This window comes from Burkholderia sp. Ac-20384 (assembly GCF_017104605.1).
In the GTDB taxonomy this organism is placed as follows: Bacteria; Pseudomonadota; Gammaproteobacteria; order Burkholderiales; family Burkholderiaceae; genus Burkholderia; species Burkholderia lata.
This window is the reverse complement of the sequence record NZ_JAAGPE010000330.1, coordinates 1-9,312: the sequence shown is the minus strand read 5'-3', so window position 1 is coordinate 9,312 and position 9,312 is coordinate 1. Positions and strand designations below refer to the sequence as shown.

At 61.5% G+C, this 9,312-nt stretch carries 12 protein-coding genes and 1 pseudogene; 1 reads left to right on the top strand and 12 read right to left on the bottom strand.

All coding sequences use genetic code 11. The annotated features are described in order from the left end of the window. Positions 1-128: 128 nt before the first annotated feature. The 6 genes and pseudogenes from G3O00_RS36055 to G3O00_RS36030 all read right to left on the bottom strand — a co-directional run. Positions 129-497, bottom strand: a pseudogene (locus G3O00_RS36055) (transposase); the annotation flags it as partial. A gap of 51 nt (positions 498-548) precedes the next feature. Further along, entirely contained in the window at positions 549-890 is a 342-nt protein-coding gene (gene tnpB / locus G3O00_RS36050) for an IS66 family insertion sequence element accessory protein TnpB (RefSeq protein ID WP_036047966.1), read from the bottom strand. Beyond that, positions 887-1,288, bottom strand: a complete 402-nt coding sequence (locus G3O00_RS36045) for a transposase (protein ID WP_206145848.1) — start codon at positions 1,286-1,288, stop codon at positions 887-889. The genes tnpB and G3O00_RS36045 overlap by 4 nt, the downstream gene beginning before the upstream one ends. A 325-nt stretch (positions 1,289-1,613) precedes the next feature. Continuing rightward, entirely contained in the window at positions 1,614-2,579 is a 966-nt protein-coding gene (locus G3O00_RS36040; RefSeq protein WP_206145847.1) for a hypothetical protein, read from the bottom strand. A gap of 559 nt (positions 2,580-3,138) precedes the next feature. Further along, the gene (locus tag G3O00_RS36035) at positions 3,139-3,426 is read right to left on the bottom strand and encodes a hypothetical protein (protein ID WP_206145846.1); all 288 of its coding nucleotides are present in this window, start codon (positions 3,424-3,426) and stop codon (positions 3,139-3,141) included. 103 nt (positions 3,427-3,529) lie between these two features. Then, a complete protein-coding gene (locus G3O00_RS36030) occupies positions 3,530-4,564 on the bottom strand; it encodes an IS481 family transposase (protein WP_206145845.1) in 1,035 nt (344 codons plus the stop codon). Positions 4,565-4,712: 148 nt separating this feature from the next. On the opposite strand from G3O00_RS36030, the gene G3O00_RS36025 reads away from it, so the two are divergent. Then, positions 4,713-5,138, top strand: a complete 426-nt coding sequence (locus tag G3O00_RS36025; protein ID WP_206145844.1) for a hypothetical protein — start codon at positions 4,713-4,715, stop codon at positions 5,136-5,138. A gap of 63 nt (positions 5,139-5,201) precedes the next feature. Here the strand turns inward: G3O00_RS36025 and G3O00_RS36020 are convergent, their stop codons facing one another. From G3O00_RS36020 to G3O00_RS35995, 6 genes are all read right to left on the bottom strand, one after another. Continuing rightward, positions 5,202-5,456, bottom strand: coding sequence for a hypothetical protein (locus G3O00_RS36020; protein ID WP_206145843.1), 255 nt, complete (start codon positions 5,454-5,456; stop codon positions 5,202-5,204). A gap of 288 nt (positions 5,457-5,744) precedes the next feature. Next, a complete protein-coding gene (locus G3O00_RS36015) occupies positions 5,745-5,984 on the bottom strand; it encodes a hypothetical protein (RefSeq protein WP_206145842.1) in 240 nt (79 codons plus the stop codon). A 24-nt stretch (positions 5,985-6,008) separates the two neighbouring features. Next, positions 6,009-6,419: a hypothetical protein gene (locus G3O00_RS36010; protein WP_206145841.1), complete on the bottom strand. Its 411-nt coding sequence runs from the start codon at positions 6,417-6,419 to the stop codon at positions 6,009-6,011. A 120-nt stretch (positions 6,420-6,539) separates the two neighbouring features. After that, on the bottom strand, positions 6,540-6,800 hold the full coding sequence (locus G3O00_RS36005) for a hypothetical protein (RefSeq protein WP_206145840.1): 261 nt from the start codon (positions 6,798-6,800) through the stop codon (positions 6,540-6,542). A 279-nt stretch (positions 6,801-7,079) separates the two neighbouring features. Continuing rightward, a complete protein-coding gene (locus G3O00_RS36000) occupies positions 7,080-7,715 on the bottom strand; it encodes a hypothetical protein (protein WP_206145839.1) in 636 nt (211 codons plus the stop codon). A 22-nt stretch (positions 7,716-7,737) separates the two neighbouring features. Continuing rightward, positions 7,738-9,312: tyrosine-type recombinase/integrase (locus tag G3O00_RS35995; RefSeq protein WP_206145838.1), on the bottom strand; the 1,575-nt coding region annotated here is incomplete at its 5' end.

Here is a 9,312-nt window from a genome sequence, read left to right as displayed (position 1 = left end):
GCCTAAATCGATCCCGATCAGCGATACCGTGTCCATAATGACCTCCCAATAAGGAAACAACCCGATCAGCGTAAGCCGATCGGGTTGTTTCGGTCAGGCTGACCATCTCATTAATGCGGACAGGTTCGGATGGTGCCGCCGCGATACAGCTCGGCATAGCCGGCAAACGCATCGGCCTGCAGCACGCCGGCGAAGTCTGCCAGATGCTGCTGGGGATGCTCGCCCCGTCGATCGGGCGTGTAGGCGAACCAGACCGCCGCCGGCTCTTCGGAGGCACTCGGCCGGTCATCACGCACGTAGACCCACAGACGTCCTGTCATTGTGCGACCGTTGCCGGGCGCCAGCACTGGCAACGGCGTGTCGTCAGCATGAACCTTGCCGCCGGCCAGCGCGTAGCGGCGCACGGTGTCGACCAGCGAGAGCTGCTCGCGCAAGCTGGCGACCATCGCCTTCAGCGCTTCAATGTCGTCAGGGAGATCGGTGGGAGCAGCGGACATGCAGTGAGCTTACACGACGCCACCCACAAGCTCTCCACGCACAATGAACGTTTACAATGCGCTTCGCGGGCGTACCGCATCGATCGGCTGCCGCCAATCGAAACCTTCGAGCAAGAGCGCGAGCTGAGCGGTCGTCAGCGCAACAACACCGGCATCGGCGCGCGGCCACGCGAAACGTCCTTTCTCGAGGCGCTTCGAGAGCAGGCACAGGCCACCGTCGCACCACCACAAGCACTTCAGCAAGTCGCCGCGCTTACCCCGGAACACGAACACGTGCCCGCTGTAGGGATCCTTCTCCAGCACGGTTTGTACCTTCGCGGCCAACGAGTTGAAGCCGGAACGCATGTCCGTGACGCCCGCCGCGATCCAGATTCGCGTGTTCGGCGGGATCACTTCAGACAGTCTCGCAAATACTGTTCGGCGAACTCCTGCGACACGCCGCGGATACGAATACGTCGTTTGCCGACCTCGATCTCGATTTCACAGCCTGGCGGCATCGCCGGGCTCGCCGACACGTCCGGCGTTTGCGGCAGAGCGTGACGTGGGATGTCTTTCGCAGGCAGATCGACCACATCAACCGGTAGCAGCGCGATGTTTGGTACCGACGGTGCAGGTTGCGTATCCAGTAAGCTTCTTCGCCACTGCGCGACCATATTGGCGTTCAAGCCGTGCGCACGCGCTACCTCGGCAATCGAGCGATTCGGATCGTTCGCTTCGGCAGCAACCGCTTCCCGAAACTCCTTCGTGTAGTTCCTCGAACCCGGTTGTCTTCCATGTACCACTGGCTTCATCAATCTGATTCCCATTACATCTGATGGGAATTAGATTGCCGGTGCCGCGCCCTCATGAACAGACGGTACGTGTCGAGCGCTTACGCAAGGGCATTGTGCTGCCGGAGCTGACGACGTACGCGCACCTGGGGGCGGAATCGTCGCGTGGCGAGGCTGTTGCGGCAGCGTACGCGTGCGTCGATGCCAAGGGTGCGGATTTCGGCGGGGCTCAGTTGCTCTGGAACCAAGGCATCGGGGTGTTCTGGATGGCGACGGGCAATACGGAGGGTGGGAGTTGAAGCAGGGTTGGCGGGCAACCCTGTTTCGCGGAAAAGTGCGTCGAGGGTTACTGCCCGGTTCCGGATAGTCCGAGCTCCTTCAGTGCGTTTGTCAATCTTGCGGAGCTGAAGCGACTTTTGTTCAACAGATATCTATCGACGTGAACTTTGCGCGCTTCTGGTGTCATGAGCTCAAATTCTGAAAACGAAGAATGATGTATCCGTAGATCGGTCATGAAAGCTCCTAAGGTACCCCTTTGGCCGACGTTCGCAATCTTCTCAAGGGCGGCATTTTCATTTTCGGGGCGGTCCGCATTCGAAGAGGGTCTGGCTAGTGGCAGAAGGTCAAGTTTCCGGAGCGCCGTTTGAATCTGGGAGCGTAGTTGCTTCAGAGAATTCTCTTTGCTGCCACGGGTCGATAGCTTTGCCGATGGCGTGAAATTCTCAACGTATTCCTGTCTCGCTGCTGGAGACAGTGCTATGAAATCCTCTTCGCGGATGTGGCTGAATAAAGTGTACAGAACACTGGTACTCGTGTGCGTCTTCGACAATTTTCGGGATACGGTGGTGTTGGAAGCAGAAGCGGCTAGGGACGGAATAGCGCTTGGGTCAGCGGGTGGCAAGGTGTTGCGGCTGGACGAAGCGACTTGCGACGCAGAGCCGGGGGCGGGCTCTTGAGCGACATGTCGGCTGGAGGACGCAATGGCGAAGTCCCGCGGCTGGGCTGATGATCCAGACGGTTCGCCGTAAGAGGAAAAAGGTGCGGCACTCGCGGCCCCAGGCATGAAGGAATGCGTGCCGAAACCAGGCTGACGGTGTTGGCTACCGGAGGCAATCGGTACCATGGGTTGATCCGTTGGCAACGGAGCATGAAAGCCGGCTGGCGCGAAGGCGCCGGGATTCGCCGTGGCGTGGTCGAATGGCTGGGGATTCGGAGCGCTCAGGCCGGCCTCGACCGAGAAGTGTTGAGCCGACGTCGTATCAAGCGGTGCGGAAAGATAAACTCCATAATCGGGCCGTGCGGTGTCAATCATGGAAGCGTTCACCACACCGAATTGGCCGTTTTCACTCCGTGCGAAGTTGCCTATGACTACGACAGAGTCACCTTGCCGAGTAGATAGGTTGGCTGTATATGCAGTGGTCCCCGGAGGGACTCCTTCGCCGGCAAATTCTAGCCGATCATAGTTTATGGCGTTCCGCATAGCGCGCGCGGCCATGCGCTCGTTTTGATTGTCACCTCGAGCATACTTAGCTAGCCACTGGGTCGATTCTGGGTTGATCATCTCGCGCAGGAGAACGGGCGGAGGCGGATTGGTTGCGGGTCGACGCATCGGGCCGAGCCCGCCGAACTGATTGAGTGCAGCCTGGTGCGGGGCCGGCGTGGCGGGCTGTGGATGCTGGGCGGATTGGGGCGCCGTGGGGGTGAATTCTGGATAATTCGGCCCGGTGCCAGGGCCGCGAACATTGAAAGGATCTGCCATTTGGGACACTCGGTTGAGGGAGGATGGCAAAGTTTGGAGCCACGCGGCGTGGCGCATGTGGCCGATGCGAGGTGCGGTACAGGGATGCGAAGCAGTTGGAGCTCGAATCACTTTAAGGTTCCGAGTCCTCGGCGATGACTAAGGGCGCGCACGACACCGGGTTCAACAAGAACCGATACTCGACAAGCAACTCGAGCAGAAAGCGCACGAACCACTCGTTGCGGGTTGTGCACCAATAGCGGTGCATTTCCGGGAAATACAGGGGCAGGCAGTGGTTGATCAGCGAGTGCTGCACCTTGGTGCGTGCGCGAAAAACCTGGTAGTAGGTCCTTGCAAGTTCCTGCAGGTCATGATGGCCGGCGATCTGCGGGGCTGACCTGAGGCGGAATTTTGTGACCAATCAGGCAGTGAGTCTCGCGTCGATATTATCGGAATCCAGCCAGGCTCGACGGACCGTGGCAGGAGGTTGATAGCGATGAGCTGTGCGATTCACGGACATCGTTTCACTTTTTAGCGCGCCGTTTTCGTTGCGTGTTGGAGCTCGCGGCTCCGTTAGGAGACGCGAGCTCCAACACGCGCCGGTGATGTTCGGCGAGGGTCTTGTCGACGCGCCATTCGCGGTGCCGAAGTCGCTCTTTGGTTTCGTCGTAGGCACTTTCCACCTCCTCCGCGACAGGGGTGACTTCGCCTAACTCCGCGATACGATCGATGGGCGTCTTGCCACCAAGTGAGCCGTGCGGGCGCCGCCAGTTGTAGTCGAACTGCCACTCCTCAATGCGTTGGTCGATCGCATCCTCGGTCGGCGGATGATGCGACCAGAATTCGTTACGGTCGGTGAGCTGCGAACGCTCGACCTTGCCATTGAGGTGTGGCGAGCGTGGCGGGATCGGCCGGAATTTGATGCGCTCGCTCATCAAGCGCCGTTGTACCGACTCAGCGAAGAACTCGCCGCCTCGGTCGGTCTGGACACGCTGAATCGGGAACGGCATCTCTTCAATGACGCGATCAAGAAAGAGCAGCGTATTTCGGGCGTTTCTGCGCGGGTAGATTGCCAGTACCCGGAACCGCGAGCAGTCGTCGATCGCCGTGTACTGGTACACACCTCGAGCGATCTTCATTGTGTCCATCTGGACGCGGTCTCCAGGCACCGGTCGGCTATATCGTTTCGGCTGCGTCGGCTGCCTGGATCGAGTCAACGGCTTTGCACCCGCTTCGCTCAAGATCTTGTGAATGGTCGCAAGCGATAGTTCTCTTTGCTCGTACAGTCGCAGTTCATTCTGGATCCGCCGTGCGCCTTTGCGCTCAGCACGCAACCGGAGGATCGTTGCCCGATCAGCCTCGGACACCCTTCGGTTTGGGCTGCAGAGTGGACGACGGCTCTGAGACTGCAGACCTGCCTCGCCGGCTTCCTGATAGCGACGTAGCCATTTGCGAAGTGTCGGTCGAGATATGCCACACCGTGCGCACACGAGGCCGGCATTACCCGTCTCGTGATACATACGCACCCACCGTAATCGCGCGGTGATTTCTCGGTCCATCGCTTCATTTTAGTTGAAACGATGTCTATGAATCACACATCTTTGCCCATATCCCGCACGTTCTTGCCCAGCTACCCTGCAATGAAAGTTGAGCGATGGCTCGGGAAGCCGTGTGCCGTAGTACTGGGTATATGACGATGGAGATTACATGGGTACACACATTCTCGGCACCTGGCCGGCGACTGATCGACTCACCACGCTGGCGGCACGTTTGATCACGCAACTACGCGACGAGCCAGCGAAATATGCGGCACTGCGCGCCGAATGCCACGACAACGCGGACGCATGGGTTGCCGCTCATCCCGGCGACGCGGTTCGCCGCGGATGGCTTTACCAACGCCTCGATCCTCTTTCCGAGGGGCAGATGCACGTGTTTATCGCGCACTCCGTCGTGCTCACGGCCGCCGACGAGCTGATAGACGTTACACTTGGGAGCCTCGAGCCCGCTGGACGCTTTCTACAGCATCCCGCCGATATCGGCGGCTTCTTTGGATTGCTGCTGAATCCGATTGCCTCGCCGAAGGAATTTAAGGTACTCGAGGCGTGGCCCAGCGTGGACAGTTCGGGCTTATGAGTCGGACGTCGCGAGATGCTTGCCAAGCCGCGGCACCGCAGCTCAGGCCACCGACCTCCGTCGTTACTTCCGCGATTCACTCGGAGACTGAGGTGCCGGGAGTCGGTAGTTGTTGTCGATCCACTGCATTGCCCATTCGATCCCGCGTTCGTAGGCTTGGGCTCGATAAACGCGATTGCCAAGGTCGGTGAAAATGAATCGCTGGCCGCCACGCGAGACGATCACACCTGAGACGAAGAGCCGCTGATTCGCCAAAATGGTCGGTGACGCCTCGATCTTCCAGCCTTCGTACTCCACGAACCGCTTCACTCGTTTCATCGCAACCTCCGACTGCCGTTTCGATCTCCTGTGCTAGCGCGCACACATGGCGACCAACTCCGCTTTTATGCGCCGCGCTACCGGGCCGCGCCATCCCTTCGCGTTCGAAAGAAATTGGCTGAGCACGCCATACCCATTCGAGTCGAAGCCATAGGGCTCCGTGACCAACCCCATCGTTGCCATCGCGTCGAGAGCGGATACGGCAGCCCCGTTGTTGATGGGGTGCCAGTCTCTTCTCACCTCGACTGCAATCTCCGCGAGCCTGCGCATCCCCTCCTCCTCGATATTTCAGCCGTTATCGGTCACTGCGTAGTAAAGGTGCCACCACCATCCGGTGCGAGTTTGAATCGTCGTCGTACAGGCCAGTGCGTCAGGGCCAGCACTGTTGTCCCCGATCACCGCAGTCACCTGTCGCAGGTTCGGGCACATTCCTTGCCACAAAGCGTACCGCGCGTTTTCGATCCGCACCAGAGCTCGGCCCAACACGAGCGTCACGATCAGCAACAACACGACCAACAAGTTTCGCATCAAGCGCTCCTGCTTAGCGAGTCGTCATGTGGCGTTCTTGGGTGCATCGACGACACTTTTCAATACGTCCATCGTTCTACTCTGAAGGCGCTCCATATGCTTCGGCTCAGGGCGCCACATCCCGATCGCGTTGCGCGCGATGTCGAAGCCGATCTGATAGATGATCGCCAACGCCTCATCCGAGGTGCGGAACGTTGTCGCGCTCTCATCCGCTGCGTCAAGATCTTTCCGCTGCACGGCGAGCAGTGAATCCGTGCGCCCCGTCTCTACGAGTAACACACACCAACCGCCGGCGATGCGTTGAAGCATGAAGTCCGAAATGAGGCCCCCCGCACGCTGGGCGCTCGCGGATTCGACTGAGATGGTACGAACGTTCATCGCTGAATTCAAAGCTCCAGTTTTTTGCTCAGTGCACTCATGAACCACGTGGTTCATCTTGCCTGCTTCTGGGCGGCGTTGTAGCCACCTCTAGACGATCGGGCGGCGCCACGGGAGCGCATGCCGTTCCTTGTTAATTCCAGCCACAACGAGTCAGATGCCACTCGCCCTTGCAATCTACTGCGCGCGGGTGGCTGCCATCTCGAGCGCATCGAGGTAGCGCTGAGCTGCCACCCTCCCCAGCTGCGCGTCGTGCAGTACGAGGACAGCCGCGATTGCCTCGCGCTCTTTTTCGGTCACCATGATCTTCGTGGTTCGCTCTGCGCGGTCGATGCACGTTCGGAGCGCGTCATCCGCGAGTCGAAAAAGCTCTATGGCGGCCTTGTCAAGCCGGCGGGCGAGCTCGACAACGTTCGCCACCACCGACAGTGACTCCACGTCGCCTCGCCGATCGGCTAAACACGCCAACGCAAGGTGATGTTTGAGCGACAGTCGGCGTACCTGATCTGCAGGCAATGGAAGCAGTTGTGCCTTGGTTAATGGACGGCGGCCGCGGGCTCCGGTCTTTCTCACTGCGCCCCCCTTTCCCTCTCGATCGCGCGCCCGTCCGAATCAAGACGCGACCGGCTACACACGCCGCGCACGGCGCGGCTGGTTTGGCAAATCGCGCATTCTACGGTCCGCTCTCGACAGGCGACGATCCAAACGCTGTCGCGCTCAATCAGTGACTTCGACAAGACACACGTAATGGGCGTCGTGTTCGCAACCAACCGCCGCCGCGGTGAAAATGCCTCGGGTTACATAGGTGCTGCGCACAGTCGGCGTCTCGGTCGAACGAAACGTTCCAGGGCGACCAATGTCCGCAAAACGCTCATGGGTCTCGCCTCGACCGAGGACCACGAGGAAAGTCCGGCAATCCCAAGTGCGACCGCGCACTGCTCGATGCAATCGTGCAAGCTTGTACAGATCGCGGTCGAATGCCTCCGAATCCGCGTCCTGGTATTTCAACTCGAACACGAACTGAGTTCGATGCACAACGCTCGCTTCATCATTCAGTCGACGGAGACGAACCGCGAGGTCCGCCCTCCATCGCTCCGATTGAAATTCGCGCCGCGCGATCCACTTATACGGAATCTCTTCGATGACCTTCTGATTGCGACGCAGTTGCTGCCTCATCAAGCGCTTCAGATCGCTCTGGCGCACCCTCTCATGAAGTCTGTAGCCATCTTCTTCGATCCATTTGACGCCGCACAAAAAGGCGTAGCTTTGCAGGCTAAGAACGAGCCACCGTGGCACGTGGGCCTTTTCGTACTGTGTCATTTTTCGCGTGAGAATTGAGGCGGCGGCGGTCATCGCCCCGTCGGCCTCGATTATCTCACCAGCGCCAGCGGTCGCCCGCGACCTCTGCCCATGCCTCGGTTTCCGACGTGCAGCGATGCTGCTCCGCGGTGAGCGCGATTGCGACCAGTAGGTCGTCGACGCGCCGGTCGAACGTCTCATCGTCATCGAACGGCACCTGCAGCACGGTTACGCCGTCGCGGATCGGCGTGCGCGCCACGCCGGCCAGCACCTCGCGCTCGACGCGCTCAAGTACGCGCGCCCGGCCGCGGCCGCCGTCGCGTTTTGGCTCCACCTTCAGCGTCACATGCACGTCGACCATCCGCACCGCGTCGGCAGGTTCCACGCCGACGGCGTGCGACACCGGGCTCGACGCTGGCGTGGCCGCCGCCGTCGGAGTCCCGTCCGGCCCTACCGCACCGTCGAGCGCCACGTTGAAAAACGTCTCGACTGACTGGAACTGCCGTACCGCGTCCGCCTTTGTGTAGAGCATGGTGGTGCCCAGACTCGCATGGCCGAGCAGCTCCTGCATGTCGCGGATGTCGGCGCCGGCGTCCAGGCCGTGGTTCGCGAAGGTGTGGCGCAGCCAGTGCGTGCTCGCGCGGCGCAGATCCGCGGCCGCGTTCGGGTACGCGATCGCCAGCTGGTCGGCGGCCCGTGCAAAAATCCCCTTGAACAGCCAGCCGACCCCGTCCGGGTGCAACGCCTGGCCCGTCACGAGATGGGCGATCAGCGGCGTGTCGGCCGGCGCCGTCTCGAGCGTGAGCGGCACCGGTCGGTGGCGCAGCTGCACGCGCAGCGCGTCGATCAAACGACGTGGCATCGGCACGGTGCGCGCACGGCGACCGTTGCCCATCACGCGCAGGCTCCATGCATCATCCAAGGCGCCGTCGAGCGCGGTGCGCGTGAGTGCGCCGATCGTCGCTGCGGCGAGCTCGGCGCGGCGCAGCCCGGTCGCGTACGCGAACAGCAGCAGGAACACGTCGCGTGCATGCGTCGCCTGATTCGCGGCCTGCTCGCCGGCAACGTCGAAGGCCCGATTGAAGGCCGATGTGGGGCGCAGTACGGTTTGCAGCACGTATTGCCACTGCGCGCGGGTGAGCGTGCGGCCGGTCGCGTCGATCGGCACGGACGGCGCGGCAGGCAGACCGCCGAACGGATTCACGCGCAGGTACTGCTGGCCGACCAGCCACGCCCCCATCGCATTGAGGATCCGCCGCGCGGTGTCGCGGCTGCGCTCCGACAGCGGGCCAACGAACGGCCGCCAGGCCGGATCGAACCGTTCGACGCGGCTGCGGCCGATCCAGCGCGCGGCGGGCTGCGGGTCCCGCAGAAACCCGTCCAGGTATTCGGCGCAGTCCATCGTGTTCAGCGACGACAGCGGCTTGCCCTTCACGACGATCGCCCACAGCAGCAGCCGCTCGGCTTCGCGCCGGTACGCGCGGCGGGTCGCCTCGCTACGCGCGCCACGCGTCGCGATCCACGCGTGGACTGCCTGCAGGTCGGTGTTGAGCTCCGCCTGGTGCGCGGGCACCGGTGCGCGGTTCAGACCGGCCGAGCCGTCGAGCGCGGCCGGCACGCGCAGCGCCTCGAGCGGCACCACGTCGGCCAG